The sequence below is a fragment of the Methylomonas sp. MK1 genome, from assembly GCF_000365425.1.
In the GTDB taxonomy this organism is placed as follows: Bacteria; Pseudomonadota; Gammaproteobacteria; order Methylococcales; family Methylomonadaceae; genus Methylomonas.
This window is the reverse complement of the sequence record NZ_AQOV01000001.1, coordinates 3,451,191-3,477,160: the sequence shown is the minus strand read 5'-3', so window position 1 is coordinate 3,477,160 and position 25,970 is coordinate 3,451,191. Positions and strand designations below refer to the sequence as shown.

General features: G+C 51.6%; 24 protein-coding genes. 16 read left to right on the top strand and 8 right to left on the bottom strand.

The window, feature by feature from the left end:
- Nucleotides 1–48: 48 nt before the first annotated feature.
- Nucleotides 49–1,470, bottom strand: a complete 1,422-nt coding sequence (locus G006_RS0116495) for an undecaprenyl-phosphate glucose phosphotransferase (protein WP_020484325.1) — start codon at nucleotides 1,468–1,470, stop codon at nucleotides 49–51.
- A gap of 301 nt (nucleotides 1,471–1,771) precedes the next feature.
- Here G006_RS0116495 and pyrF point away from each other — a divergent pair, with 301 nt between their 5' ends.
- The 11 genes from pyrF (at nucleotide 1,772) to G006_RS0116440 (ending at nucleotide 12,746) form a co-directional block, all read left to right on the top strand.
- Complete coding sequence (gene pyrF, locus G006_RS0116490; protein WP_020484324.1) at nucleotides 1,772–2,497, top strand: orotidine-5'-phosphate decarboxylase; 726 nt, start codon at nucleotides 1,772–1,774, stop codon at nucleotides 2,495–2,497.
- Nucleotides 2,498–2,738: 241 nt separating this feature from the next.
- Nucleotides 2,739–3,167: an endonuclease domain-containing protein gene (locus tag G006_RS25720; protein WP_020484323.1), complete on the top strand. Its 429-nt coding sequence runs from the start codon at nucleotides 2,739–2,741 to the stop codon at nucleotides 3,165–3,167.
- 285 nt (nucleotides 3,168–3,452) lie between these two features.
- Nucleotides 3,453–4,007: a shikimate kinase gene (locus G006_RS0116480; protein ID WP_020484322.1), complete on the top strand. Its 555-nt coding sequence runs from the start codon at nucleotides 3,453–3,455 to the stop codon at nucleotides 4,005–4,007.
- Nucleotides 3,979–5,061 carry a 3-dehydroquinate synthase gene (aroB, locus tag G006_RS0116475; RefSeq protein ID WP_020484321.1) on the top strand — a complete coding sequence of 361 codons (1,083 nt, stop codon included), beginning with the start codon at nucleotides 3,979–3,981 and terminating at the stop codon, nucleotides 5,059–5,061. Before G006_RS0116480 ends, aroB begins: the two co-directional genes overlap by 29 nt.
- Nucleotides 5,045–6,613, top strand: a complete 1,569-nt coding sequence (locus tag G006_RS0116470; RefSeq protein ID WP_020484320.1) for an AAA family ATPase — start codon at nucleotides 5,045–5,047, stop codon at nucleotides 6,611–6,613. The genes aroB and G006_RS0116470 overlap by 17 nt, the downstream gene beginning before the upstream one ends.
- Before the next feature lie 22 nt (nucleotides 6,614–6,635).
- A complete protein-coding gene (hemE, locus tag G006_RS0116465) occupies nucleotides 6,636–7,700 on the top strand; it encodes a uroporphyrinogen decarboxylase (protein WP_020484319.1) in 1,065 nt (354 codons plus the stop codon).
- A gap of 259 nt (nucleotides 7,701–7,959) precedes the next feature.
- On the top strand, nucleotides 7,960–8,379 hold the full coding sequence (locus G006_RS0116460; protein WP_020484318.1) for a secondary thiamine-phosphate synthase enzyme YjbQ: 420 nt from the start codon (nucleotides 7,960–7,962) through the stop codon (nucleotides 8,377–8,379).
- A gap of 10 nt (nucleotides 8,380–8,389) precedes the next feature.
- Nucleotides 8,390–8,848, top strand: a complete 459-nt coding sequence (locus tag G006_RS0116455) for a DUF411 domain-containing protein (protein ID WP_026147110.1) — start codon at nucleotides 8,390–8,392, stop codon at nucleotides 8,846–8,848.
- Between the two features lie 70 nt (nucleotides 8,849–8,918).
- Nucleotides 8,919–9,872 (top strand): NAD-dependent epimerase/dehydratase family protein, encoded by a 954-nt coding sequence (locus G006_RS0116450; RefSeq protein WP_020484316.1) that lies wholly within the window; start codon nucleotides 8,919–8,921, stop codon nucleotides 9,870–9,872.
- Nucleotides 9,873–9,879: 7 nt separating this feature from the next.
- Complete coding sequence (locus G006_RS0116445; RefSeq protein WP_020484315.1) at nucleotides 9,880–10,911, top strand: MraY family glycosyltransferase; 1,032 nt, start codon at nucleotides 9,880–9,882, stop codon at nucleotides 10,909–10,911.
- Entirely contained in the window at nucleotides 10,908–12,746 is a 1,839-nt protein-coding gene (locus G006_RS0116440; protein ID WP_020484314.1) for a polysaccharide biosynthesis protein, read from the top strand. The genes G006_RS0116445 and G006_RS0116440 overlap by 4 nt, the downstream gene beginning before the upstream one ends.
- Before the next feature lie 97 nt (nucleotides 12,747–12,843).
- On the opposite strand, the gene G006_RS0116435 is transcribed toward G006_RS0116440, so the two are convergent.
- From G006_RS0116435 to G006_RS0116410, 6 genes are all read right to left on the bottom strand, one after another.
- Entirely contained in the window at nucleotides 12,844–13,584 is a 741-nt protein-coding gene (locus tag G006_RS0116435; RefSeq protein WP_020484313.1) for a hypothetical protein, read from the bottom strand.
- Between the two features lie 42 nt (nucleotides 13,585–13,626).
- Complete coding sequence (gene motB, locus G006_RS0116430; protein WP_020484312.1) at nucleotides 13,627–14,598, bottom strand: flagellar motor protein MotB; 972 nt, start codon at nucleotides 14,596–14,598, stop codon at nucleotides 13,627–13,629.
- 11 nt (nucleotides 14,599–14,609) lie between these two features.
- Nucleotides 14,610–15,455 carry a flagellar motor stator protein MotA gene (gene motA, locus G006_RS0116425; protein WP_020484311.1) on the bottom strand — a complete coding sequence of 282 codons (846 nt, stop codon included), beginning with the start codon at nucleotides 15,453–15,455 and terminating at the stop codon, nucleotides 14,610–14,612.
- A 115-nt stretch (nucleotides 15,456–15,570) separates the two neighbouring features.
- On the bottom strand, nucleotides 15,571–18,237 hold the full coding sequence (locus G006_RS0116420) for an MMPL family transporter (RefSeq protein WP_020484310.1): 2,667 nt from the start codon (nucleotides 18,235–18,237) through the stop codon (nucleotides 15,571–15,573).
- 2 nt (nucleotides 18,238–18,239) lie between these two features.
- Complete coding sequence (locus tag G006_RS0116415) at nucleotides 18,240–19,223, bottom strand: calcium/sodium antiporter (RefSeq protein WP_020484309.1); 984 nt, start codon at nucleotides 19,221–19,223, stop codon at nucleotides 18,240–18,242.
- Between the two features lie 62 nt (nucleotides 19,224–19,285).
- Nucleotides 19,286–20,113: an undecaprenyl-diphosphate phosphatase gene (locus G006_RS0116410; RefSeq protein WP_020484308.1), complete on the bottom strand. Its 828-nt coding sequence runs from the start codon at nucleotides 20,111–20,113 to the stop codon at nucleotides 19,286–19,288.
- 317 nt (nucleotides 20,114–20,430) lie between these two features.
- On the opposite strand from G006_RS0116410, the gene G006_RS0116405 reads away from it, so the two are divergent.
- From G006_RS0116405 to G006_RS0116395, 3 genes are all read left to right on the top strand, one after another.
- Nucleotides 20,431–21,993 (top strand): bifunctional aminoglycoside phosphotransferase/ATP-binding protein, encoded by a 1,563-nt coding sequence (locus G006_RS0116405; protein WP_020484307.1) that lies wholly within the window; start codon nucleotides 20,431–20,433, stop codon nucleotides 21,991–21,993.
- 186 nt (nucleotides 21,994–22,179) lie between these two features.
- A complete protein-coding gene (locus G006_RS0116400) occupies nucleotides 22,180–22,614 on the top strand; it encodes a hypothetical protein (protein WP_020484306.1) in 435 nt (144 codons plus the stop codon).
- Between the two features lie 396 nt (nucleotides 22,615–23,010).
- The gene (locus G006_RS0116395) at nucleotides 23,011–23,715 is read left to right on the top strand and encodes a DUF2490 domain-containing protein (protein ID WP_020484305.1); all 705 of its coding nucleotides are present in this window, start codon (nucleotides 23,011–23,013) and stop codon (nucleotides 23,713–23,715) included.
- Between the two features lie 110 nt (nucleotides 23,716–23,825).
- Here G006_RS0116395 and G006_RS0116390 read toward each other — a convergent pair whose 3' ends face one another.
- Nucleotides 23,826–24,131 (bottom strand): hypothetical protein, encoded by a 306-nt coding sequence (locus tag G006_RS0116390; protein ID WP_020484304.1) that lies wholly within the window; start codon nucleotides 24,129–24,131, stop codon nucleotides 23,826–23,828.
- Nucleotides 24,132–24,644: 513 nt separating this feature from the next.
- Here G006_RS0116390 and G006_RS25715 point away from each other — a divergent pair.
- Together G006_RS25715 and G006_RS0116375 are read left to right on the top strand one after the other, a co-directional pair.
- Complete coding sequence (locus tag G006_RS25715; RefSeq protein WP_020484302.1) at nucleotides 24,645–25,280, top strand: phosphatase PAP2 family protein; 636 nt, start codon at nucleotides 24,645–24,647, stop codon at nucleotides 25,278–25,280.
- Between the two features lie 3 nt (nucleotides 25,281–25,283).
- On the top strand, nucleotides 25,284–25,679 hold the full coding sequence (locus G006_RS0116375; protein ID WP_020484301.1) for a diacylglycerol kinase: 396 nt from the start codon (nucleotides 25,284–25,286) through the stop codon (nucleotides 25,677–25,679).
- The last annotated feature ends 291 nt before the right edge of the window (nucleotides 25,680–25,970 follow it).

The window sequence follows — 25,970 nt, the reverse complement described above, 5'->3', positions numbered from 1 at the left end:
GGGGCTAAACTTAATAGCTTTCTTTTTTCAAAAGAGAGGAGCTTTTAGTCAGTAAGCCTGCTGCCCCACAAACCCTTTAAAAACAGTCAATACCACAATCTTTAAATCTAAAATGACTGACCACTGGCGAATGTATTCCAGGTCGTGATGAATCCGCCTTTCCATTTTGTCGATGGTTTCGGTTTCGCCTCGGCAACCGCTGATTTGCGCCAAACCGGTGATGCCGGGTTTCATTTTGTGCCGCAGCATGTAGCCCTGGATCTGCTTGCGGTAGTATTCATTGTGCGCCACTGCATGGGGCCTTGGGCCGACCACGGACATAGTGCCGCTCAGTACGTTTAGAAACTGCGGCAATTCATCTAACGAGGTACGCCGCAAAAAGTTGCCTAGCGGCGTCACCCGGCTGTCGTTGGCGGTGGCTTGTTTGATGCTGTCGCCATTTTCACACACCGACATCGACCGAAATTTCCAAACTTCAATCTGCTCACCCTTCACGCCATAACGCATCTGTTTAAAAATGACCGGCCCCGGCGAGGTAAGCTTGATCGCAATGGCGATGATCAGCATCGGGATAGCGATAATCGGCAAAATAATCGCACACAACAACAAGTCTTCAAGCCGTTTGGCCGCGCCGTCCAGCGACGAGTTTAGAGGTGTATCGAAGACGCTGACCACCGGTATCCCTTTTACGCTGCTGAGCTTGGATTGCATCAGGTTAAAGGTAAAAAAATCCGGAACTATGTTTACCGACACCGTACTATCGGCCAGCTCTCGAATCAATTGGTTGATTCGCTTTTCCGCACGCAAGGGCAAGGTGATGTAGATATGATCGATTTCTCCACGCTGCGCTCTTTCCAGTAGCTCTTTAAAGTCGCCAACGATGACGTCGACCATGTCTTCATCCTGCCTGCGCTGTTTGTTCTCGATACGGTCGTCAAAAAAACCAACAAAGCTATAGCCCAGCCAAGGCATTTCAGTCAGCGCGGCATTTAGGCGTTTGCCTAGCGAATTGCCGCCCAAAATCGCGTAGTTACGGGTATTAAGGCCATGCATCCGCAAATAAGACAATGTCGAGCGGCGCAGCGAGTGCAGCATGATGATGCTGAGCGGCGCCAGCGGCAGCCACAATTCCAAGACTTGCCGCGAATATTCAAAGCCAAGGTCAAACACGAAAAAACTGCTGGCAATCAGTGCAAAGGCCACTATCCACGACAATAATATCCGCACGGCATCGTCAAATAGGGGATCACCGCGCCAGCCGTGATAGATCTCTTGATGCTCGGCAAAAATACCGAACAACACGGTACAGACAATAAATAAGCCCAGGTATTCACGGTCGAACGGCTCGCCATAGATGTGTAGCGAGATGTATAGCGTGATAAAAATCAACGCGGTATCCATGGCCCGCTTAATGCTCTGCAATTCGGGCTGCAGCGGCCTGATAAATCCTTTTGGGCGAAATTGATTCATATCAAATATACTGGTTAGCTTAATGAGTTGATCATTTGCCTGCCTGATTATAGGACTTTAAGCCAAAATTATTTCAGCTTAATGAAAGTTTAATGCAACACCGGCGGCGGCATATAAACCGTTCGGCGCATACAAGTTCTTCCTGCATGTCACTTCCTGGCAACATCATGAGCGGGACAATTGACACTCAAAAACCGGCTGAAAAATCAACGTTGCTTGTAAACCACTTTAGCAGGTCTTGCCAAGCTCACCAATAAAAACGCTACTCTTAACCAAGTAAACAGACTATTTCATAATCCTTATGACAGAATCTTTCATATCAAATAAAGCCATTCCCGTCCGCGAACGCCTGATCATGGCTCTGGATGTTTCCAGCATCGCAGAAGCGCAAGCCTTGGTCGAAGAACTGGGGGAAGCTGTGATTTTCTACAAAGTGGGCATGGAGCTGTTCATGTCGGGCGATTATTTCGGGTTTATCGAATGGCTAAAGGCCCGCGACAAAAAAGTGTTTGTCGATCTTAAATTCTTCGACATTCCGGCCACAGTGGGCAGGGCAATTAAAGCGCTAAGTAACAAAGGCGTGGATCTGGCCACTATCCACGGCAACGATTCCATTATGGAAGCAGCGGCAGCGGCGAAAGGCGACTTAAAGGTGTTGGCCGTCACCGCATTAACCAGCCTGGATCGCGGCGATTTGGATGACTTGGGCTTTCAATGCGATGTGCGCGACTTGGTGTTGTCACGCGCAAAAAGGGCCTTACAAATAGGCTGCGACGGCATTGTTTCATCGGGCTTGGAAGTGGCAATGATTCGGGAGCAGTTGGGCGAAAAGCTGTTGGTGATTACTCCCGGTATCCGGCCGGTGGATAACCGCGAAGACGATGATCAAAAACGCGCGGTCAGTGTCGAGCAAGCGATTCAAAACGGCGCGGATTATATAGTAGTAGGCAGACCCATCCGCGACGCGGCTGACCGCAAAGCGATGGCGGAAAAAATCCAGGGGCAGATTGCGGCGCAGTTTGGTTGAGTATTTGCGCTAAAGCTTTCTGGAATTTTATTCTCGGTATTGTTTGCTTGAAGGGCAAAAAATTAAATTTGCCGGGGCTTTTAACTCCCCTCACCCCAGCCCTCTCCCAAGGGGAGAAGGGGGAATACCGGTATTTTCGTTAGCTAGACTAAATTAGGATCGCCCCATCTAGATCGGAAAGATAACTCCCTCTCCCCCCGGGAGAGGGCAGGGGTGAGGGAATCCAAAAAAGGCTTTTGCAATGAAAGAATTGGCCCGTTCACTACGCAAAAATCAAACCAACGCAGAACAAGTGATTTGGCAACAGATCAGGAATCGGCAATTGTTGGGCTATAAATTTCGTAGACAGCAGGTTATCGGCCCATTCATCGTTGATTTTGTTTGCTTGGAACCCAAGTTGGTGATTGAAATTGATGGCGGACAACACGCTGATCAAAAGCAATACGATCAAGACAGAAGCCATTATTTACAACAGCTGGGATATAGAGTACTTAGATTTTGGAATCATGAGGTTTTACAAGATACGCCTGCCGTAATGGAAGCCATTCATCTGACTGTGCTTGAGTTAAGAGAATCGGTAAAAGCCGAGGAAACCCCTTCTCCCTTGGAGAGAGGGAATACTCCAAACTTAATAGCATTAGCCTATGAAAGTAAAGAGCCGTTAATTTGACTCCCTCCCTGCAGGACGACTGCATGGGTGCACGAGGCAGGGCAATGTCAGGAGTAGTTGACCAATAAACTCCCTCTCCTGATGGAGAGGGCTGGGGTGAGGAGAATTAAATAAGGTGAATTTCCTATTTTTATGTTCCTCACCCCCTCCTTCTCCCTCAGGGAGAAGGGGACTTGTGTAATTTTTATAGCCCCTCAAAAGCTGACGCCAGACATCTAAAATTTAACTCCCTGCAAAAAGTGGGCATAATGCTTCGGTTTTTAATGCGCGCAACCAGCCAATGCAATGAAACCAGCGGCAAACATCTACTTGATCGGCCTGATGGGTGTGGGTAAAACCACGATAGGCAAACAGCTTGCTAAAGCCTTGCAATGGCCGTTCTACGACAGCGATAGAGTCATCGAGGAGTGCACCGGTGTCGATATTCCGACTATCTTCTCCTACGAGGGCGAGGAGGGTTTTCGGATGCGCGAGCAGACTGTGATCCGACATTTATCGGCGTTGCAAGGGATAGTGATGGCCACCGGCGGCGGCGCGGTTTTAATGCCGGAGAATCGGGCGGCAATCAAGGAAAACGGCTTCGTCGTCTATTTGCACTGTTCGATAGATAAAATCCTGCACCGCACCAAACACGATACGCAACGCCCGCTATTGCGCACCGACAACCCCAGGCAACGCCTGCAAACCTTGCTGGCGCAACGCGACCCGCTGTATACGGAATGCGCCGATTTTAAAATCGACTCCGGCGTCCTGCCCACTAAAACCGTGGTTAAAACCATTTTGCAGCAATATCAGGCTGCCTTAGAAGATCATGAAAGAATTGCAAGTTGCACTAAATAACGACAGAAGTTACCCGATTTACATTGGCGCCGGCTTACTGGCCCAAGCGGAACTGCTAACCAAGCATATTCGCTCCAAGCAGGTATTGATCGTTACCAACGAGACTATCGCCCCGCTTTATCTAGCCAAATTGCAGAAGGCATTGGGCGACTATCAAGTCGAAACGGTGATCCTGCCGGACGGCGAGCAATACAAAACGCTCCAATATTTGGAAAAAGTCTTCGATCAATTGCTCGCCAAAAAATTTAGCCGCAACGCCACTTTGATTGCCTTGGGCGGTGGCGTGATCGGCGACATGGGCGGCTTTGCGGCGGCTTGCTATCAACGCGGCATCGCCTTTATCCAGATCCCCACCACTTTGTTGGCCCAGGTCGATTCCTCGGTGGGTGGCAAAACCGGCGTGAACCATCCGCTGGGTAAAAACATGATAGGCGCGTTTTATCAACCGCAATGCGTCATCGCCGACGCAGACGTGCTGGATACTCTTGACGACAGGCAGTTATCGGCTGGCCTGGCGGAAGTCATTAAATATGGCCTGATTCGCGACCCCGGCTTTTTAGAATGGCTAGAAGCGAATATGCCGAAATTGCTGGCGCGCGATAAGGACGCCTTGGCTTATGCGATTGAGCGATCCTGCATCAATAAAGCCGAAGTGGTCGGCGAAGACGAGTTCGAATCCGGCGTGCGCGCTACGCTAAATCTCGGTCACACCTTCGGCCACGCCATCGAAACCGGCAGCGGCTACGGTCATTATCTGCACGGCGAGGCGGTGGCTATCGGCACTTGTTTTGCCGCCGATTTATCGCGGCGCCTGGGCTGGCTGAACGATGCCGACGTCAAGCGGATTATCGCCATGTTCCGGGCCACCAATTTGCCTGTCACTCCGCCTAAGGAGATGACGACCGAGCAATATGTGGATTTGATGGCCGTGGATAAGAAAAATGTCGACGGCAAAATTCGGGTGATTTTGCTGGAAGCGGTCGGCAAAGCCTCTCTTCCCGTCAACGTCGATCTGGCGCAATTGCAGGCAACCTTGAATGGCTATGCTGGATAACGACGACCTGACCTACAGCTACCAAAAGCGCTCGGTGGTCAACAGCACCGAGCGGGCCTTGATTACGTTGGAGCGCTCGCAAAAACTGGACTTGTTGTTGCACTTGCTGGCCAATTTGCAGCAATCGCTGATCGTCTGCGGCCCGGAAGGCATCGGTAAAACCACGTTATTGGAAGCTGTTAAGCAAAGCCGTAAGGATATGTGGGAGGTGGTGTTACTGCCGGCTTCACCAGACTCCAGCTTCGAAAGCCTGATCAACGATTTATTACGTAGCCTGAATATCGCCAAAGGCTCCGCTTTCGATCTGAGCGCGTTGCGCGACAAATGCGCCAAACAAAAAGTAGTGCTGCTGGTCGATGATGCCGGCAACTTGGTGCCCGGCCTGATCACGATGCTGATCGAGTTTGCCGATTCGCTGCCGGGCTTGCGCCTGGTGTTTGCGATGAATCACGATCAATTCCACATCAAGAGCGGTACCGACAAACTGGTGGAGGAATGTCATTTCATCGAACTGCCGCCGCTCAGTAAAAAACAATGCGGCGAATATTTGCAAAACCTGTCGGCGCAGCCGGGCGCGGTGGTGTCGTTCAATGCCATCAGCGACAGCCTGATCGAGGATTTATACCGCAGCAGCAACGGCATCCCCGGCAAGATTCTCGGGCAATTGCCTAAATTGGCTAATTCCCAAAGCCATAAACGCAGCAAACTGGGCTTATGGTTGGCGATCTCCGGCGTGCTAGTCGGCACTGGCTACGCGGTAAACTCGTTAATACCGCTTGACCAGCTTATTGAGCAAACAACCGGCAATTCGCCGATTAGCGGCCAAAACGACAGCACCAACAAACTTGCGATCGAAAGTCTGCCCGTGCCGGCGATGCCGGAATCAATAAAGCCATCGGCGTCAATACTGACCAACGAGGTAGCAATCGCGCCACCTCCTGCTCCAGCCTTGCCCGAACCCAAAGTCCCCGAGCCGGAACCAGCGCCAACCAATGTTGTGGTCCCCGTTGTTCCCGTTCCCGATAAGCCCAAGCCGGTCGCCCCTGTTCCAAATGACCCGGCAAAACAACCGGTAGGCCAACCCGTTGCCAGCGAAATTATCAGTACACCAGTCGTCGCCAACCCGGTGCCAGCCAAACCCGAGCCGCCGATTGAAAAACCCGCGACACCTGCCGCAGACGCAACACCTGCTGTGGAGCCGCCGCCCGTCCAAGCTGTGGCTAAGCCTATCGAACGCAAACCTGCTAAACCAGTATTCGAAGGCAGCGATCAAGATTGGATCATGGCGCAACCGGCTGGCAACTTCACGCTGCAAGTCATGGTACTGTCCAGTAAAGATGCGGCGCTGCGTTTCCAAAAAAAATACGCCGATTACCGCGACGGCCTGAAGTTCTATCCCATCAAACAAGGCGAGCAGGAAAAATACGTGGTAATTTACGGCTCTTTCCAAACCGCCGCCGAAGCGATCCAGCTTAAAGCCGTCATGCCCGGCGAATTTAAGCAGGCCATGGAAAAGCGCTTCCGGGCCGTACAAAAAGAAAGCCGCCGCTGATTCTCATCCCCAATCAAAACGAATGACCAACTTACAAAACGACTTATTCTTAAAAGCCCTGTTAAGACAGCCCGTCGACCGCACCCCCGTCTGGATGATGCGCCAAGCCGGACGTTATTTACCCGAGTATCGGGAAGTGCGCGCCAAGGCCGGCAGCTTCATGCAGCTCTGCACCAATCCGGAACTGGCCTGCGAAGTAACGCTGCAACCGCTGGAGCGTTTTAATTTCGATGCGGCCATCTTGTTTTCCGACATTTTGACCATCCCCGACGCGATGGGCTTAGGGCTATCGTTTGCCGAAGGCGAAGGCCCGCAGTTTGCCAACCCGGTCAGAACAGCTGCCGACATCGCCAAACTGCCGATTCCCGACCCGGAAACCGAATTGCGCTATGTGATTGACGCAGTGCGCTTGATCAAAACCAATTTGCACGGTCGGGTACCCTTGATCGGCTTCTCAGGCAGTCCGTGGACGCTGGCCACCTACATGGTGGAAGGCAAAAGCAGCAAAAGCTTTCAGAAAGTGAAAAGCCTGATGTTCGAACAGCCGCAACTCATGCATCAAATGCTGGATAAGCTGGCACAATCGGTTGCCTCATATCTTAATGCGCAAATTGCCGCCGGAGCCGATGCGGTGATGGTGTTCGATACCTGGGGCGGCATGCTCAGCCATGACGATTATCTGGAGTTTTCGTTGCGCTATGCGCGCCAGGTTCGCGAGTTGTTAAACACCCGTCAGGACGGCAAGCAAATCCCCACCATTTTGTTTACCAAAGGCGGCGGTCTGTGGCTGGAAGCGATGGCCGATACCGGCTACGACGCCCTAGGCCTGGACTGGCAAACCGACATTGGCCAAGCCCGCACCCGAGTTGGCGACCGGGTCGCTTTGCAGGGCAACATGGACCCTATCACTTTGTACGCGCAACCGGAAGTGATCCGCGAAAAAGTCGGCAAAGTGCTGGAAGGTTTCGGTAACGGCTCAGGACATGTATTCAATCTGGGGCACGGCATTTTGCCGGACATTAATCCGGAACACGTCAAGGCCATGGTCGATGCGGTGCGGGAATTGAGTCCACAATATCATCGCTAAATAAGGGCGTTTATACTTGAGGGGAATGCCGCTAAGTTACGCCTCCCTCTCCCTCCGGGAGAGGGCTCGGGTGAGGGGTGTAAATAATTGATTTTAATCTCCCTCATCCTAACCTTCTCCCGGAGGGAGAAGGAATTATCTACCTCAACTTTGCGGTATTGCTCCGGGATTAGAGGACTAATTGCGGAGTTTTACGATTCGCTGAATAATTTGCAGCCATCCAAATTTCCAGCATTTATCAATTTTTAACATTCTCGCCATGTGGATTCAAAAACGCATCCAGCTTGCCGCCAAACCGCGCGGTTTTCATTTGATCACCCGGGAAATAGTCGGCCAGCTGGCCGAACTGGATAAAATTGAAATCGGCTTGGCGCATGTGTTTTTGCAACATACCTCGGCATCGCTGGCAATCAACGAAAACGCGGATGCGGACGTACGCCGGGACCTGGAAAGTTATTTCTCCCGAGCGGTTGCTGAAAATGAACCATACTACCGCCACACGCTCGAAGGGCCGGACGATATGCCCGCACATATTAAAACCGTTATTTTAGGCAGCTCGCTAAGCATTCCGATCAGCGATGGCCAATTGGCCTTGGGGATATGGCAAGGCATTTATCTATGCGAGCATCGCAATCATGCCGGCAATCGCACTATCATCGTTACACTACACGGCGAATAAAGAGGTATTTATGAGAGCATCAAAACTAATGGTTTTATTACTGGCGGCTTGCAGCCAAAGCCCGTCTGCTGAAGAAGCCGGAAAGCCGCTGGAAATGACTGTCTATCGCAGCCCCACTTGCGGTTGCTGCGGCAAATGGCTGGAACATGCCAAGCAAAGCGGCTTTAAAATCAACGACGTGGTTAGCGACGACATGGAGACCATCAAATCCCGTTTCGGCGTGCCTGAAAAGCTGGCGTCCTGTCATACTGCCATCGTGGACGGCCACGTGATCGAAGGCCATGTGCCTGCTGCCGATATTCAGAAGCTCTTACAAAGCAAATCCAACATCGCCGGTATCGCCGCGCCGGGCATGCCGATGGGCAGCCCCGGCATGGAAATGGGCGGGCAGCAAGACGCTTACAAGGTGATATCCTTTGATAAGGAAGGTAAGTATGAAGTATTTGCAGAACATGGCAGCAAGCAATAACTCAACTTACGTACTCTCAGCCGCCGCTTAATTCGCTGCCAATTATTATGTCTTTTTGGCAACATCTAGCATGACTAAGGCCCTCGTCACCGGCGCCAGCGGTTTTATTGGCCAGCACCTATGCCAAGCCTTAAAAAATCAAGGTTATGTGGTAAGAACTTGCAGTCGCGCCGGGCATGACCCGGACAACATAGCCTTGGATTTGGCTGAACCGGGAGCTTGCCCCCCTGAGTTGTGCGCCGGCATAGACGTCATATTTCATCTGGCCGGCAAAGCCCACGCCTTGGCGGAAAGTCGGCAAGATGCGGCCGAATACCGGCAAGTCAACACCGAAGGAACCCGTAAACTGCTGAAAGCGGCGCAACAGGCCGGGGTAAAAAGCTTTGTGTTCTTCAGCAGCGTCAAAGCGGTCGGCCAGAGCAGTCAACAACCCATGGATGAAACGATTAACGACCCGGCCAGAGATCCCTATGGCTTATCCAAATACGATGCCGAGCAATTGGTGTTGCACGGTGGTTATGTACCGCACCCCGTGGTGTTACGACTCAGTATGGTCTACGGCGACACCGGCAAAGGCAATCTGCCGCGCATGATCCGCGCCATCCACCGGGGCATATTCCCGCCGCTACCGAAATCGGAAAACCACCGCTCCATGGTGCATGTAAAGGACGTCATTGCATCGGCATTGTTGGCGGCCGAGAAACCCGAAGCAGCCGGACAAATTTATATCGTCACCGATCAACAAAACTATTCCACCCGGCAGATTTACGACGCGATCAGAGCCGCTCTCGGCAAGCCGCCTGTTGCCTGGTCTATACCGATGCCGTTGCTAACCAGCTTAGCCAAATTGGGTGATGGCTATGGCCGACTAACGGGGCGACGCTTTCCTATCGATAGCGATAGTCTGGAAAAATTAACCGGTTCTGCGTGGTATTCGTCTGCTAAAATCGGCCGCGAATTGGGTTTTCAACCTCGCCATACTCTCTGGAAAGCCCTGCCCGATATTATTCGCCATCTAAGTTAAATCCTGAGTGCTACTGCTTTTTACTGTTACCTTGCTGCTCGCCGCCGTATTGACCGGCCTGATTCGCCGCTACGCCTTAACTTACAAGGTGCTGGATATTCCCAACCAACGCAGCTCACACAGCGTGCCAACCCCACGCGGCGGCGGCTTGGCAGTCGTACTGGCATTCTTTACGGCAGCTCTCTGGCTGTTTTTTGCTGATCAATTAACAGGAAGTTTCTTGGCCTTGCTGAGCTCCACGCTATTGGTAGCCGTTATCGGCTTTTGTGACGATCACGGCGAAGTGGCCGCGCGCTGGCGATTTTTGACGCATTTATTGGCAGCCGTCATCGCCTTGGAATTATTGAATGGTCTACCTGTGATATTGATCCCCGCGCCATTCGACGCCATCTTCGGGCGATTGAGCTTTAATCCTGGCTGGCTGGGCTATCCCTTGGGGGCACTGTTTTTGGTATGGACTCTCAATCTGTTCAATTTCATGGACGGTACCGACGGCATTGCCGCGTCGGAAGCGCTGTTCGTATCCTCGGCATTGGCCGGCTATCTGTTTTTTACCGATCAAAACCTGTGCGCGGTAGCCTTGAGTTTGGCGGCAGCTTGCGGCGGTTTTTTGCTGTGGAATTGGCCGAAAGCGAAAATCTTCATGGGCGATGTCGGTAGCGGCTTTATCGGCCTATTACTGGGTTTATTGATTTTACTGGCCGCACAACAGGCCGCCGTGCTGCTGTATTGCGGGCTGGTTTTATTCGGCGTGTTTATCGTGGATGCCAGCTATACCTTGGCGGTTAGAATGTTCAGCGGACAAAAATGGTATGCGGCGCACTGCTCGCATACTTATCAACACGCTGCCAAACGTTACGGGCATTTGCCTGTGTTATTGGCAAGCTGGGTAATCAATTGCGGCTGGCTGTTGCCTATCTCTCTATGGATATTTAAGCATCCCAGCCACGCTTTGGCCGGGATCGCCTTGGCTTATCTGCCCTTAATCTATCTGGCTTACCGTTTTAAGGCCGGCCAAACCGAGTTGGTTATTTCGTGACCTTAAGATTCCGCTCCCGCACCACCATTTTTTTGCACGACCTGGCCATGATCCCTCTGGCCTGGTTCGGCGCTTACTGGCTGCGCTTTAATCTGCAAGACATCCCTGACGAATTTTTTTATTCAGCATTATTATTCCTGCCTTGGGTCATCGCCATCCAGGTCAGTTTATTCTGGGTGTATGGTTTGTACCGCGGCGTTTGGCGGTTTTCCTCGCTGCCCGACCTGATCCGCATCGGCAAAGCCGTGTTGACCGGGATTTTTTTTATTGCCTCCGCCTTGTTTTTATACGACCGCCTGCACGGTGTACCGCGTTCGGTCGTACCGTTGTATGTGCTGATCCTGTTTTCCTTGCTCAGCATTCCGCGTCTGGTTTATCGCTTTTGGAAGGAACAGACGTTTGCGGAGCGCGTGGGTAAGCGCGCACTGATCGTCGGTGCCGGTTCCGCCGGCGAAATGCTGGTGAGGGATTTATTGGCCAATGTCGATAGCGATTATGTGCCGATAGTGTTCGTCGACGACAACCATGGCAAATACAAGCGCGAAATTCGCGGCATCCGCGTTGCCGGCACGGTCGAGCAAATTCCCGAGTTAATCGAGCGCTGGAATATCGAAACGGTGCTGATTGCCGTGCCGTCGGCCAGCGATCAGCAAATGCGCCGTATCGTGGAAATCTGCGAAAACTGCTCGGTGGATTTTCAGACCCTACCCTCGGTTAAAGAATTGCTAAGCGGCGCGGTCACCACCGCCAATCTGCGTAGCGTTTCCATCGAAGATATTCTGGGCCGCACACCGGTCAAGCTGGATTGGCCCGGCATAAAAAATCATCTGCGCGACAAAGTTATTTTAGTCACGGGCGGTGGTGGCTCCATAGGCTCCGAACTTTGCAAGCAACTGGCCAGAGCCCAACCGCGCAAGCTGATAGTATTTGATCAGTGCGAATTTAATTTGTACAAAATCAATGCTGACTTGAGCCGACTGTTTCCGGAGTTATCGCATCAAGCAGTACTGGGCGATGTCGCTGATCCGATTGCGGTGCAACAGTTAATCGCCACGCAGCAGCCGGAAATCGTGTTTCACGCCGCCGCTTATAAACATGTGCCCTTGCTGGAAAACCAAATCCGCGAGGCGGTGCATAACAATCTGATCGGCACGAAGATACTGGCGGAAGCCGCTATTTCCGCTGGCGTGGCGCGCTTTGTATTAATTTCCACCGACAAGGCCGTCAATCCCACTAACGTGATGGGCGCAACCAAGCGGGCGGCGGAAATCCTGTGTCAAAACCTGAATCAGACCGGCAACACCCGCTTCACCACGGTGCGGTTCGGTAACGTGCTCGATTCGGCCGGCAGCGTGGTGCCGCTGTTCAGGGAACAAATCAAGGCCGGTGGCCCTATCACGGTAACGCATCCGGATATTACCCGCTACTTCATGACGATTCCGGAGGCCTGCCAGCTGATCATGCAAGCGGAAACCATAGGCCAGGGCGGGGAGGTATTCGTGCTGGATATGGGCGAGCCGGTAAAAATTACCTACCTGGCCGAACAAATGATCCGCCTGAGCGGCAAAGTCCCGAATAAGGACATAGCGATTAAGATTGTCGGCTTGCGGCCCGGCGAAAAACTCTACGAAGAGCTATTCCACGATCAGGAACAATTACTGGCAACCAGCCATGCGAAATTGCGCCTGGCCAAAGCGCGACTCTACGACTCCGTGGAATGGGCTAAACAGATTGAAGATTTGCAGAAGGTGTGCCGGAACTACGATAACCGGCAACTGTTGGCCGGCTTGAAAAAGTTGGTCCCCGAGTTTACGAGTACGCCGGCGCCTAAATAACAGCGCTAAAATTCACACTCTCTCCAGGCAATGTCGTTGGACTAAGCTCCCTCTCCTGCTGAAGAAGGTTGGGGGGTTTTAACTTACCAGGGATCGTCTATAACCGGCCTATCCGATAGCAATACAGCTTGGTTTTCCGACTATCGTTCAGTTCGAGTACCGACTCGGGGCGGCTATTCGGTATCGGAAAAGACGACGAGACAAACAAGCATCCGGCCCGCATTTCCCGCCGAATTTTTTCGCCTATTTTGGCCATCACCAGCGGCGACAAGAAGGCGAACACCACATCGAACTCGCGTAAATCCTGCTCCCAGAAACTGGATCCCCCGACCCGGACATTGGCCAGATGGCGGCAACGCCATGTTGCCAGAAGCCAGGGTAGCGGCGCTCGCTCCAAGGCCACCACAGCCATGTCCGGCCGGGCTTTTGCAAGCGGCACGACAACGGTAGCCAGACCGGCGCCAATATCGATAAACGCTTGCGCCCGTTCCCGGCTTACTATTTCGATCAGCGCCTCGCTGACGGCGGAAGACGATAAGAACAACGGCACATCGCCTTTCACTGTCCCCCAAAATAATAGGGTTAGCAGCAGCAATATCAGCAGATACAGCCAAGCAGGCACTTGCCAGCTCAGCCCCAGTAATACGGTCGGTATAAATAGCAAATGAATTGGTAGCCACCAGGCTGGCTGACGAAAACCGCGAGAGAACAGTGCGGCCAAGCCGGCCTGAATAGCGACAGCTTGCCAAACGCTAACGGACAGGGGGAATGTGGTGCGTAGACCCAGCACTACGACGCAGGCTAGTAGCTGGCTGAACAGCGCCTTGAATAACTGCATCAGTCCTTACCGAGCTGTCAGCCGATTATTGACCGAGTCAGGCTAATGCGCAGCGCCGTCCGCCCCGGTAATTTTGGTATTTTGCTGAATCGTTGGCGATATGGCCGGCAGACCGGGAACCGAGGTATCGCTGCTTCCGGGCTTATCTTCGGCGCCATCGTGCAACACCTGATTTTCGGTCTTTTTGTTCATTACCACGATGGAAATCCGCCGGTTCATCGGATCGTTGGGGACGTCTCCCTTGTAAGGAATACTGGACGCCAGACCGACTACGCGTAGCACCTTATCTTCGCTGAGTCCCCCTTGGTTCAGTTCGCGGCGCGCCACGTTGGCCCGGTCGCTGGATAACTCCCAGTTGGAATAGCCGGTGCGATTGCTGGGAAACGGCAACGCGTCGGTATGACCGTTGATGGTGACTTTATTCGGTAATTCGTTGATAACCGGCGCCAATTCGCGCAGGATGGCTTGCGCATAGGTTTCTATACCTGAACTGGCCAACTTGAACATCGGCCGGTTTTGCGCATCGATAATCTGGATTTTCAAGCCTTCCGGCGTGGTTTCCAGCTTGATCTGATCCTTATATTCCGCCAACTTGTCATTGGCTTTCAGCATGTCCTCGATTTTTTCCTGCAACTTTTCCAGCTTGAGCTTTTCCTGCTCTTCCGCCAGTTTTTCAATATCCTCGGGGGTTGGTTCGGCCGGGGTATTTTCCCCCTGATGCACTTGCCCCTCCTCTTGCGACTTCAGATCCTGACCGCCAGCCTGAATGATACTAGTCCGATCACCCGTACCCTCGCCGCTACTATTGGTAATCGCGACGCCGAAGGGATTCTGGAAGTATTCGGAAATACCTTTTTTGGTTTTTTCATCGGTGGATCCGAGCAGCCACATCAACAAAAAGAAAGCCATCATCGCCGTCACGAAGTCGGCATAGGCAATTTTCCAGGCGCCGCCGTGATGACCACCGTGACCGGCCTTCTTGATTTTTTTGATGATTATGGGTTGTTCGGCCATCACTATTTACCCTATTTACCGGCTTTTAATTGTTCTTCCAGCTCGGTAAAGCTCGGTCTGGCATTATGCGGAATGGCAGTGCGCATGAACTCCACGGTCATCGCCGGCGAAGTACCTTTTGCGCAGTTCAGCAGGCCTTTTTGGGTACATTTATAGGCATTGCTTTCTTCTTCCAGCCGGGCTTCCATCACCGACGCCACCGGGCCAATAAAACCGTAAGACACCAAAATACCCAGGAAGGTACCGACCAGCGCCGCAGCGATCAGTTTGCCCAGTTCCGCCGGCGGAATCCCCACCGATTCCATCGTATGCACCACCCCCATTACCGCCGCGACGATACCGAAAGCGGGCATACCGTCACCGACTTTTTGCACGGCCTTGATCGGCTCGTTGCCTTCGGCATGGTGCACTTCAATTTCTGCATCCATGATGTCTTCGAGTTGATTGACATCAACCCCGGTCAGGATCAGCCTGAGCTTGTCGCATATGAATTCCATCAGATGGTGGTCGTGGACGATTTTTTCCCCAAAAATCGAGCTGCCTTCCGGATCGTCCACCACTTTTTCCAGGGACAATAAACCTTCCTTGCGGGCCTTCTGACTGAGCGCGTTAAAGCTCATCAGCAGCTCCATATAATATTCCTTGGTGTAGGTACTGCCTTTCAATGTGGCGGTACCGCCAGCCATCGCCGCCTTGCTGTTGGCCAAAGAGTTACTGGCCAAAAAGGAACCAAAGGCGGCGCCGACGATGATCAGCACCTCCACCGGCTGCCAAAGTACCCCCAAGTGGCCGCCAGCCATCATGAAGCCGCCCAATACGCAGCCCAAAATGATCACATAACCAATGATTACAAACATGGTTGCCTCTAAAAACTAAAAGTTAATTATAAAATTCAAACTTACCCTGGATTCTCTCGCTTTACCGGCCGCCATGTAAGCTGCCGGATAAGTCTAGGCTATGCTTTTCAAACTCTCAGGCTAAATGCTCAGTTTTTTTTAAAACCAGCTTGCTGATAGCCGGCAACACCACAAAGGTACAAGTCATGATCCAGAAAATGCCGATAGTGATCACCAGCCCCATGCTGGAGATGCCTTGGTGCGGCGAAAATGCCAGACCGACAAAACTGGAAATGGTGGTCAACGCGCCGTAAAACATGCCGCGCGCGGTACTGGATTGATAAATATTCTGATCCTCGGATAGGGAGTGATGCAGTTTTTCAACCATATGGATACCGTTATCGACACCCAGACCCATTAATAAAGGCAAAGCAATAATATTGGCAAAGTTGATCGGTGTACCGGTAAACACGGTAGTCGCCATCGTGAATAAGCCGGCCAATACTAAAGGCGTCATCACCAATAGAGTATCGACCAAGCTGCGGCGTATGAACATCAATAGCAAGGCAATCGCTACCAACGCGATGATGATGGCTTCCTGGAAAGCGCCGATCACGGCTTTCATGGACTCCCAATACATCACCGGCAAATCGGTGGCATTGGGCGCCACGGCCTGCACGTCGGTAATGAAGGTCTGCAAGTTACCGAGATCGTTCAAATCTTCCTTGGGAAAAATCTGAATACGGTATAAGCCATCTTTACTCAACCAGCGTTCCTTGATTTCCGCCGGGATACTGGTCGGTACAATTTCCTCGGCATGGAAACCGATCAGAAGCTGGTTCATTACAGTGGGCAAAGTGCCGAGCAACGAGGTTTGAATCTTCTCGATAAACACGCCACGGTCAGGCTGAAACCTGGCTTCCAATTCAACCATCACGTCTTGCAACTGTTGTTTAAAGGTTTGCAGCGATTTGATGTCGGCGGGATTGGTTTTTTTCGGCAGATTATTGTCAATCGCGGCGATCATGCGTTTGATCGCTGGTAACGGATCGGTACCGGTTTTCAGTTGCGGAAAAAACTGACTTTGCGGGCCCAGCGTCAGCACCATGTCGTCGATGATACCCAATTTGCTTTCTTGATCGTCAGGCACAAAATCGAACAAGCTGACGGTTTTATCGACGGTTTTCAGGCTCTCCAGTTTTTTCTGTGTTGCCCTGGCTTCGTCTTCGTTTTTTACCAAAACGGTCAACGTCATCGGTGAAGTATCGCGCTCCTTCATCAAGTCCTTGAAGGCAATCACCGATTCGGTGTGCGGATCGCGCAGATTTAACGGATTGAAATCGGTTTGCACCTGAAATACGAAGTACACGGCAACCACTGCGCCAAGCAAAGTCAGCAAGGAAATCGGTTTGGCATAGTGCAAGGTAAAGTGCGCCAGCAGATGGGTAAATTTCGATTCGCCGGGTTGTTCGCCATGCAATTGATGCACGGGCGGATTCGGCAACACCTTAAGCAGTACCGGCAACACGGTCAGCGTAATGAATAGGCAAATAAACAAACTGGTACCGGCCAGCAAACCCAACTCGGAAATGCCTTGGTAATCGGTGGGAATAAAGGCATACAAACCGATGGAGGTAGTACCGGCGCAGAGAATCAAGGACGGACTGGTCGCCAATAAAGCCGAACGAATCGCCTTGCCTTTGTCGCTACCGTATAAATCCAGATTATCACGATAACGCAGGCAAAAATGGATCGCATATTCCACGCCCAAACCGATATTCGACACCGCGAAGGCCACCGAAATCAGATTCAGCTGTTTCACCGCCACGGAGGCGAACAAACCGCAAAACACCATACCCAAGGCCAATGTCAGCAAGGTAGCCAGCATCAACAGCCAGGAGCGGTACGCAACCAATAAAATGCCGCAGACCAGCACGATAGAAAAAATGCTGGCGGTGAAGGTACCGTCACTCATCCCGGCCATTTCGTCGTGCTCCAAACCGACTTCGCCGGTCACCCAAACTTTGACAGCCGGCATATTGGGGTCTTGAATTTTGTCGGCCGCTTGACGGATAACCTTGATCGCCGGCTCCACTGGCAAAATCTGGCTGTAGTCGAATTTTGGCGTGACGAAGATAAACGCCTTGTCCGATTGCTCTTCGCTGATCTTGTTTTCGGCGATCAGTTTTTGCCAGGACAATAAATCGGTTTCGCCGTTCAGAGTTTTATGCAGGGAATTGCTGACCTTGTCGATCAGCGACATCAGGTCGATGGGCACTTCTTCGGTCTTGGTTTCCGCATTCAGCGCGTCTTCGAAAATCGAGAAAAAACCGTTCAGGCTGGGATCTTGAGAGATCCTGCCGATAAACGGCTGGGCTTGCGCCAGCGTCACCGAAAAATCCTGCAACTTATCGGTATCCAGATATAGCAGGCCATTGCGTTGGAAAAACGCGTTTTCATCCGGCCGATAGACCTTAGTGAAATGTTCGGTATCCGCTCTAAGCTCCCGGCTCAAGCGTTGCGCAGCGGCCTTGGTTAATTCCGGACTGGAGGACTCGATCACCAGCAGCAGCGTATGCACTTCCTGACCGAATTGCTGTTCGAATTTACGCCGGTTTTGCTGAAACGGCGCTTCTGGAGCGATCAGTTCCGCCGTATCGGTGTTGACGGTCAGATGATTGCCGGTGTACTGCACGGCCAGATAAGCCAAGATTATCGAGGCGAGTAACACTAATCCCGGTGAATACAGCAGCCAGTTGCCCCAACGAAAGGCGATATTTCCCAAACGTTTTTCCAAGGACATGCTTAAGCGCTCACGACGGTGTTAATCAAGTACACGGTGTAACTGGCGTAAATAGCTAACAAGATGCCGCCTTCAACCCGATTGATCCGGCCTTGCTCGCCTTTTCTGGCGTATCCCAAAAAGAACAGCGATAACGTTAGCAAGGCCATTAGCGGCCAATCGCGATTAACGATTTCCAGTGGAATCGACATCGGATGAATGACCCCGGCCAATCCGACCACCGCCAGCGTATTGAATAAATTGGAGCCGATGATATTACCCAAGGCCAGATCGTGTTCACCTTTGCGGGCAGCGGCAATCGACGACGCCAACTCGGGCAAAGAGGTGCCGATGGCGACGATGGTTAAGCCGATCACCAAATCGCTGACCCCCAAATCCTGGGCAATCGTTACCGCACCCCAAACCAATAACCTGGAACTGAGCATCAAGAACAGCAGGCCGCCGACCAACCAAATCACAGACTGCGCGAAGGACATCGGATGTTCTTCCATCTCGTCGGCGACTTCTTCGCCCAACACATCAGTTGTCTCGGCCTTTTTGTTCAGACCTTGGCGCACCATCCAGGTCATCACCCCGATAAATACCGCCAGCTCCAGAATCGCATCGGTTCGCGACAACTCGCCGTCGTATAACTGCGCCAGCACGAACAAGGTGACGGCAAACAATACCGGCAGCTCTTTTTTTACAATTTGCGAATGGACGATAATCGGGCTGATCAATGCCACCGTCCCCAGAATCAAGGCGATATTGGTAATATTCGACCCGTAAGCATTACCCAGCGCTATCCCCGGATTACCTTGCCAAGCCGACAAGGCCGATACCGTCAATTCCGGCGCGGAGGTGCCGAAACCGATCACCACCATGCCGATCAATAACGGCGACATCCCCAGAAAACGCGCTATCGCGGCAGCTCCTTCGACAAAAATATCGGCACTCCAAACCAACACAATCAGACCGATGACTATCATCAACAGTGGCAAAGCCATAACCTACCCTTAAATTTTAAAGATCAAAAAAATCGAAATACTGCCCCGCGTAACGCCGGATGTTAATCCACTGTCCACTGCACCAGACCGCTATAGGCGCTGGCTATCACCACCACGCCAAACACGATCCGGTACCAGGCAAAAATAATAAAATCGTGATGACTGATATAACGCAGTAAACCCTTAACCGCCAGCAAGGCGCTAATAAAAGCCGCGATTAAACCGACCGCGAACGACAGAGCGTCGCTTTCGACATGCAACAAGTCGCGGTGTTTGTATAAATCGTAAAGACTGGCGACCACCAAGGTCGGAATCGCCAAAAAGAAAGAAAACTCGGTGGAAGCCTTGCGCGACAGCCCAAACAACAAGCCGCCGATGATGGTGGCACCGGAACGGGAAGTGCCGGGAATCAACGCAAACGCTTGGGCAACACCCAATTTCAATGCATCCAACGGACTGAGATCGTCCACGCTTTCGACGCGAATTTTATGCTCGCGCTTTTCCGCCCAGATAATCACGAACGCACCGATGATGAACGCCAAGGCCACCGGCACCGGTTTGAACAGCGCGGCCTTGATATGCTTGCCAAACAACAAGCCCAGCGTCGCCAACGGCATAAAGGCAATCATCAGGTTTAATACAAACTTTTGCGCTTGCCTGTCGCTGGTCAGACCGCTGAGCACCGAGCCGATCTTGGCCCGATATTCCCAGCAAATCGCCAGGATCGCGCCAACCTGAATCACGATGGTAAACAGTTTGGCCTTGTCGTCGTTAAAATTCAGCAAATCGCCGGCGAGAATCAAATGGCCGGTGCTGGAAATGGGAAGAAATTCGGTTAATCCTTCAACTACGCCGAGTATCAGGGATTTGATGATGAGGGTAATGTCCATTTTTTATCAGGCTCCGTACCAGTCAGGTACCAGGGTCGAAATCAGCATGTCGATGAAGTTGATGTAAACCAGTCGAATTTGGTAAGCCTATGAAAAAGCCATATAAGCGGGGCGGGATTATAGTCGAAATCTCAACCATTACGTAACTTTACCCTGTAAGCCACGGCAAATCCTGGCATTTATGACTTACATGCCCGCCAGTAATTTAGGTTTAGACCTGCTTTGCATAGCACTCGCCGATCTGCCAGAATCGTCAACAATACTGATACTGCCGTTGCGGTGTCAGTCGCGCTCAATCCGCGTAAAGGTGTTTAACCATGGCCAATCCATACCCACCGCTGATAGCCGCGCTTTGCGACCCGGCTTGTTTCCCGCATCCGGTTAAACGGGTCATCGTACTGGAAACCCATATTTCCTGGGTGTTGCTGGCCGGCCGCTACGCTTACAAGATTAAAAAACCGGTCAATATGGGCTTTCTGGATTTCAGCCAACTCAACCAAAGACATTTTTATTGCCAGGAAGAGATTCGCCTTAATAGGCGTCTGGCACCCGGCATTTATTTACAAGTGACAGCCATTGGCGGCAGCCCTGGACAACCCGGAATCAACGCGGAGCCGGCATTTGAATATGCGGTAAAAATGCGCCGATTTGCGGCTGGCAAGTTGCTGGATACGTTGCTGACCTGCGGGGAAGTAAGGCCGGCGCATATTGACAGCTTGGCCGACACTATCGCCCGTTTTCATATGGGATTGGCGCCGGCAACTCCAGATTCGAACTACGGCTCTCCGACCGCTATCGAAGCGCCGGCCCGGCAAAATTTCCAGCAATTGCTTGAGTTGATGAAACCCGAAGATGCCGCATCGATTAAGCTGCTGCAAGAGCGTTGCCGGCAAGCATTTTTGACAACCGAAAACCTGTTTAACTTGCGGCAACAAGCCGGCTTTATTCGCGAATGTCACGGCGATCTGCATCTGGGCAATATCGTGCTGTTAAGAGACAGGCCGGTCGCATTCGACGGTATCGAGTTTTCTCCGGAATTGCGCTGGATCGATACGATCAGCGATGCGGCATTCTTGATCATGGACTTGCTCCATCGCGGCCGCGGCGATCTGGCGTACCGGTTTTTGAACGCCTATTTGCAAATCAGCGGCGATTACGCCGGCCTTGGCGTGCTGCGCTTTTATCTCAGTTATCGAGCTGCCGTGCGCGCGAAAATTGCCGGGTATAGGTTCGCGCAAACCGCTGAGGGATCGGCCAGACAAGAATGTCTAACTTATTTAAACTTGGCCGGTAGCAGCTTATGCCCGCGTAAACCGGCGTTGATTCTAACCCACGGCCTGCCCGGTTGCGGCAAAAGCGTGGTATCGCAAATACTATTGGAAAAACATCAGCTAATCCGCTTGCGTTCGGATGTCGAAAGAAAACGGCTATTTGGCTTAAACGCTCTGCAAAAAAGCGGTTCGGCAATCAATAGCGGCATATACGATCCACAAGCAAGCCAAAAAACCTACCAACATTTATTAGACCTGGCACAAGCCCTACTTGGTTACGGGTTTCCGGTTATTGTCGACGCCGCTTTTTTAAAACACGCACAACGTCGCTCGTTTCAGTTGTTGGCGCAGAATTTGGGAATTCCTTTCGTCATTCTCTCGATACAGGCCAAGGATAAAGTGTTACGACAACGCATTCAGCACCGGCAAGAACAAGGTCGCGACGCGTCGGAAGCCGACTTGGTCGTGCTGGACAAGGCCACAGCCGGCGCCGAAGCATTGCAAGCCGAGGAGCTGCCGTACAACGTAATATTGACTAACAACACTGATGGCCTGGATAGAAACGATCAACAAGCAGCTTGGCGCGAGCTGGAACGAACACTGGAATAATTTACGCTGCTGACTGTCTCGGCCCGGCCTTTGCGGCAAAGGGCGCTATAAAAGCACACGCTTGGACAATATTAAATTCACGGTAAATTAGCCGGCGAGGGTTGGCATTTCCTACAGTCCGCGTTCTTTGCTAGAATCGCGGGTGATCGCTAGATAATTAAACCAATAAAAACCACCATTTGAGCCATGAATAAAAAGAAAATTATATTATTTGCCGTCTGTTTGGCAGCCCTGCTTGCCGTCCAGATTAAGTTCTTCCTGCCGTTTATGTACGACATCGCCGCTTCCGATTTATTTTTGGTGGAAAGCAAGGACGCGGCCAACCCAATGTCCATTAGCACCGACATGACCGCCCTGGCGTTCGCCCACTGCAACACCTACATCAAAAACGAAGCCGACGAAGATCAAAGCCTGTCATTTGCCAGCCAACCTACCAACGCCTGGACTCTCGGCAACTACGAATATATTGTGAATGCCGACGTGGAAATCAGCGGGAAAGACAGCCCCAACGTGATGCGTCACTACGCTTGCCGGATCCAATACGGCAAAGGCGACGACACCTCCGGAGCAAACGATTTCGAAAATTGGTCTATTGAAGGTGTAAGCGGATTGACCGATTAAGCCGCATTCATTTCGCTGACACATCCCCTCCGGCAACCGGAGGGCTTGTCGATTCTCCGCTCCGCACCACGTCACCGCTCTATATCTTTTGCTGTTGCCGGTCTCTTTGGCAACCCGCTGATTTGCAATGCAACCCAGCCTGAATAATCTTTTAGGGTTTCCCGTTCCTACATTAAGCCGCATTCCAGCAAGTAGATGACTTGCGCTCGACACCCTGAATCAAACAACTTATAAACTAGCCTGCCGCGCAACACGCAGAATACCAGTCCTGATTAAGCACATTTATCAAGAATTGAGATAAGCTTATCTCCAGCAGATAAACCGTGCACCCTCACACGCAAAGCCTCGCTGACCGTGACGCAGTTCGTTTCAGATCCAGTTCTTCGGTATAAAAACATGCAAAAAACTCACTTAGCCCTGCTGTTCACCGGCCTTACGCTGACATCGCTTCCGACAGAGGCAGGTCCTGTACAAGACGATTTCAGCACCTGGATCAGCAATACCTACCAAACCGATTTCGGCGGCAGCCCCTATTTGGCTTTTCTGGAACTGGCACCTCGCACCAAAACCGACAATACCTTGTTTAATCAAATTATTGTCCGCCCGCTGCTCGGCTATAAGCTAACTAACAAATTGCAACTCTGGTTGGGCTACACCTGGCAAGGCGAATATAGCGAACAGACCGACTTTGAAATGGCCACTAACGATGCGATGCAGCAGGTGCAGTGGATAGACAACTGGACGCCACAACTGAATTTTCAATACCGGTTTCGTCTCGAGCAACGCTTCTTTGCCCACGAAGGCGACGTCGGCCATCGCATGCGGCACCGATTCCGTTTAGTCTATTCAATACCGGACAGCCAAGCTTATCTAATCGCGCTTGATGAGCTGTTTGTGTACTTCAACTCGATAGACGAGGGACGACTGGCGCGATCAGTGCAAACCGGTATCAACCAAAATCGCAGCTATGTCGGAGTGGGTTACAAAGTGACAAAAAATTTGAATGTCGATACCGGCTATCAATTGCAATACATCCATAACTATGGCTCGCCCGATGTGACCAATCACGTCTGGCTAACCAATATTAATGTCAATTTCTAAGTCAGAAAAAAATGCGGGGATTTTTCGCTAACACCAGCGAGGCTCTGAGACCAAGCTTAGGACTGACTCTATATGCAGCCCGGACGGGCTGCATATAGAATCCTCGGCTCTCAGCTAAAAAAGCTCAACCGATTTTTCACTTCCACAGCTACCAGGGCATCGTAATGACGCCGCAATACCGAGTCGGTAGGACGCGGGAATAAGGTGGCTTCAATTTCGCTTTGCAGTTGCTCCAGAAAACTAGAGGTTGGCTCTGGGCTGTCAATAGCGAGAGATTGGCTGGTCAACGTCGCTGGCGTTTGGCCTTTAGCGGAACGGAATAGTTTGCCGAAAAAGGAAAGTCCGCAACCCTGAGACGAGTATGCGCACGCAGCGACCAGGCCGCTCAGTATGAACAATACAATGGCTTCGAACATATCAACACCTCATGACTAATAAAGAATACCGGCCAAACCAGGCAGCCAAGTCAACCCTGCCTGTACCGGCGACTCTTGCTTAGCAATTAAAATGCCACCACCCAACACACATAAAGCACTGTTAAATAAGTGAAAAATAATTTGCCACCGACTAAAACCCTGCCGTTTTCCAAACAATTTGTCGGTAATACGCCAAGGCGCACTACAGGCGAAGCGAAAAGCCGCGGTGTGGAGGTAGATGTTTCCGGCGAAAGCCGGAATCCATGGTATCAATAGGATTCCCGACTGCACGGAAGCAGCGAGACTCAAAGGCCGAGTTATTAACCCAGCCCTATTTATCACTGGCATTCCGTTCGGGCTGAGCTCGCCGAAGCCCAGGCTGGCTGGCTCTTCGACTGTCTCGAAGGTGCTGCTTGACAAAAAACCATAGAATCTCAGTATCCTCAAGGGCATACAGGCGAACGGTATTTAAGGGCCGGGTTAATAGTAGTTGGCCAACGCGGAGGCAAAACGATGAAAATTTTAGGTTTGAAATATCTCCCAACGTTTGGATTTTGGTTAGCGGCAATCACAGTGATGGTTTTTATCGAGCGCTTCAGTGCGCACTGGAGCCAATGGGATCGCTTTCTGCTGAGTACCGCGCACGGCATTAGAAGTGTCTTGCTTGATCGTTTTTTTGCAGTGATTACTTGGGCTGGTTCGCTGTTTGTTCTGGCCCCGATAACCGCAGTGGTAAGCGGTGTTCTGGCGAGAAATAGCCGAACCAAAGAGGCTTGGCTGATAGTCTTGAGCCTAGCCGGTGTTGCCTTGTTCAGCCGTCTCGCCAAACTTTGGTTCGCCCGGCCACGCCCCGATTTTTTCCCCGTTGTGGGTGAAATCCCCTTGGACGCCTCCTACCCTAGCGCCCACACAGCGCAAATCGTTGCCTTTGCTACGGCCTTATGGTGGATGCTCAAACCCGACAAACTGGGGCTTAACTTTTATGCTTTGACGGGATGTGCTCTTTTGACGGTATCCCTGGTTGCCGCCTCTCGGGTCTATCTGCAAGTTCATTTTCCCTCGGATGTACTAGGTGGCGCCTTGCTGAGCTTGCTGTGGGTGCTGGGTTTAATTAATCTGCTGCAAAACGGCGGTATCTTCATAAGGTGAGTCATGCGAAACAAATTTCTTAATACCGGACAAAGCGGTTATCACCCTTTAAGAAAATTGAAGGTCTGTTTGTCAGGTCTGCGCTACGCGATTGTGTATGATTTTAGTGTGGCCTATAAAGTCGTGCTTTCCGTTTTGATTTTGGCCGTATGCTTTTATTTTCGCCAATGGGTGGATTTCATCTCGGTACTTACCGCCACCGGCCTGATGCTGATATGCGAAATGTTTAACACGACCATAGAAGCCCTCTGCGATTTCGTGGAAACCCGGCAAAATGAAAAAATACGCATCATCAAAGATATTGCCGCAGCCGCAGCCGGCATCAGCATCCTGATTTGGGCAGTGGTAATGCTATCGGAGCTCAGCTACTTAGGGTCATTAGTCGGCTGGTCCTCTTAGAAATCAATCACAAGCAGCGTAATCAATTTGGCCTATGGTATCGGAGCTTGAATGTCGTGGTTTTGCCTACGGCCTACCTACGCTAATAGAGATTTCGCTGGAATAATCGAACACAACTGAGACCGCTTACCTTGTACACATAGAAGCAGACTGTGCAATGTCTTAGCCCGCCTCAAAAGCAAGAACCTGAGCTTGGTCGATTTCACGAGCTTTAGCCCTAGGGCTGAAGACAAGTCGCTCCCACGCTAGATAAGCATGGCGAATGTTAAGATACATAGATTCCTTTATGCC

Bases quoted from the DNA above. Each gene is read 5' to 3' on its own strand.
- G006_RS0116495 (WP_020484325.1), bottom strand. From the start codon at position 1,470: ATGAATCAATTTCGCCCAAAAGGATTTATCAGGCCGCTGCAGCCCGAA.
- pyrF (WP_020484324.1), top strand. From the start codon at position 1,772: ATGACAGAATCTTTCATATCAAATAAAGCCATTCCCGTCCGCGAACGC.
- G006_RS25720 (WP_020484323.1), top strand. From the start codon at position 2,739: ATGAAAGAATTGGCCCGTTCACTACGCAAAAATCAAACCAACGCAGAA.
- G006_RS0116480 (WP_020484322.1), top strand. From the start codon at position 3,453: ATGAAACCAGCGGCAAACATCTACTTGATCGGCCTGATGGGTGTGGGT.
- aroB (WP_020484321.1), top strand. From the start codon at position 3,979: ATGAAAGAATTGCAAGTTGCACTAAATAACGACAGAAGTTACCCGATT.
- G006_RS0116470 (WP_020484320.1), top strand. From the start codon at position 5,045: ATGGCTATGCTGGATAACGACGACCTGACCTACAGCTACCAAAAGCGC.
- hemE (WP_020484319.1), top strand. From the start codon at position 6,636: ATGACCAACTTACAAAACGACTTATTCTTAAAAGCCCTGTTAAGACAG.
- G006_RS0116460 (WP_020484318.1), top strand. From the start codon at position 7,960: ATGTGGATTCAAAAACGCATCCAGCTTGCCGCCAAACCGCGCGGTTTT.
- G006_RS0116455 (WP_026147110.1), top strand. From the start codon at position 8,390: ATGAGAGCATCAAAACTAATGGTTTTATTACTGGCGGCTTGCAGCCAA.
- G006_RS0116450 (WP_020484316.1), top strand. From the start codon at position 8,919: ATGACTAAGGCCCTCGTCACCGGCGCCAGCGGTTTTATTGGCCAGCAC.
- G006_RS0116435 (WP_020484313.1), bottom strand. From the start codon at position 13,584: ATGCAGTTATTCAAGGCGCTGTTCAGCCAGCTACTAGCCTGCGTCGTA.
- motB (WP_020484312.1), bottom strand. From the start codon at position 14,598: ATGGCCGAACAACCCATAATCATCAAAAAAATCAAGAAGGCCGGTCAC.
- motA (WP_020484311.1), bottom strand. From the start codon at position 15,455: ATGTTTGTAATCATTGGTTATGTGATCATTTTGGGCTGCGTATTGGGC.
- G006_RS0116420 (WP_020484310.1), bottom strand. From the start codon at position 18,237: ATGTCCTTGGAAAAACGTTTGGGAAATATCGCCTTTCGTTGGGGCAAC.
- G006_RS0116415 (WP_020484309.1), bottom strand. From the start codon at position 19,223: ATGGCTTTGCCACTGTTGATGATAGTCATCGGTCTGATTGTGTTGGTT.
- G006_RS0116410 (WP_020484308.1), bottom strand. From the start codon at position 20,113: ATGGACATTACCCTCATCATCAAATCCCTGATACTCGGCGTAGTTGAA.
- G006_RS0116405 (WP_020484307.1), top strand. From the start codon at position 20,431: ATGGCCAATCCATACCCACCGCTGATAGCCGCGCTTTGCGACCCGGCT.
- G006_RS0116400 (WP_020484306.1), top strand. From the start codon at position 22,180: ATGAATAAAAAGAAAATTATATTATTTGCCGTCTGTTTGGCAGCCCTG.
- G006_RS0116395 (WP_020484305.1), top strand. From the start codon at position 23,011: ATGCAAAAAACTCACTTAGCCCTGCTGTTCACCGGCCTTACGCTGACA.
- G006_RS0116390 (WP_020484304.1), bottom strand. From the start codon at position 24,131: ATGTTCGAAGCCATTGTATTGTTCATACTGAGCGGCCTGGTCGCTGCG.
- G006_RS25715 (WP_020484302.1), top strand. From the start codon at position 24,645: ATGAAAATTTTAGGTTTGAAATATCTCCCAACGTTTGGATTTTGGTTA.
- G006_RS0116375 (WP_020484301.1), top strand. From the start codon at position 25,284: ATGCGAAACAAATTTCTTAATACCGGACAAAGCGGTTATCACCCTTTA.